Source organism: Mesorhizobium sp. CNPSo 4688, from assembly GCF_057784295.1.
Genome location: NZ_JBWLUY010000086.1, coordinates 1 through 823, shown reverse-complemented (window position 1 = coordinate 823; position 823 = coordinate 1). Strand labels below are relative to the sequence as shown.

2 protein-coding genes are annotated in these 823 nt (G+C 61.0%); both read right to left on the bottom strand.

Annotation, left to right across the window (positions count from 1 at the left end; genetic code table 11):
* A partial coding sequence (locus tag AC04SH_RS34885; protein ID WP_488481592.1) for a WGR domain-containing protein occupies positions 1 to 196 on the bottom strand: 196 nt, incomplete at its 3' end.
* Positions 197 to 400: 204 nt separating this feature from the next.
* Positions 401 to 742 (bottom strand): hypothetical protein, encoded by a 342-nt coding sequence (locus AC04SH_RS34880; RefSeq protein ID WP_488481593.1) that lies wholly within the window; start codon positions 740 to 742, stop codon positions 401 to 403.
* Between the last annotated feature and the right edge of the window lie 81 nt (positions 743 to 823).

Sequence of the window (823 nt, the reverse complement as noted above, 5' to 3'; positions counted from 1 at the left end):
GGAAAAGGGCGACGGCTTCACCCTCGGTATCAAAGGAGTGCTGTATCGTGCGGCCGGTGGTTCCAATCCGGCCCCAACGCCGGACCAGGCAGGTCTGGCCGAACAGGGTCTCCTCGATCGACAGTGCATAGAAGCGCGCCATGTTCCGACGCGCGTCGCGACGTTCGATACAGAGGCGATAGAGCTGCGCGATCATTGCGCACAGAATCGCGCAGCCGGGCGCGCGCGTCCAATGAATGGTTTGAATCAGCAGACGCGGATCGATTCACTCTGGTGATGGGTGGAACCGAACGTCAGTCGTTCGACTCATGACCCTTTCCGCAGAGATGCAGCCAATCCCTTGTCGGGGCCGGGTCGTGCGCGGTCGGTCGTAACGATCGACGCTGATCACCACGTCCGGCTACTTCGGCTGCCGGGCAAGGAATTCCGTTATCAGACCCTGAACCACCTCCTGCATGGTTGTCCTATTGCGCGCGCAATGGACCTGCAGCTCGATCATCTGCGAGACCGGAATGCGCGTGTGCACCCGGGCTGTCTCGCCGGCTGCCTTTGGCTTTTCGAGCTTCGCATTCGCCGTTCTGGCAGACTGGGTTCTCGTCTGCTGCTCCAGGTTGTCCGTTTCGCTGATGCTGGATTCCACTATGGCAGCCATGTTGCGCGAGAACGGATCATCCGAACGGGCACGCGGTTTCAAGGCAGGCAGCGGCAGCTGGTTTGCGGTCCGATCGCTTTTCTCGTTCATTGCGAGGTGGCTCCGTTCAGTTTGCGGATGATCTCGGCGGTCAGGGCATTCGTCTGGTCGCGAGCGTCCTGCACCGCCTTG

Coding starts and splice junctions, on each gene's coding strand:
- AC04SH_RS34880 (WP_488481593.1), bottom strand. CDS start 742: ATGAACGAGAAAAGCGATCGGACCGCAAACCAGCTGCCGCTGCCTGCC.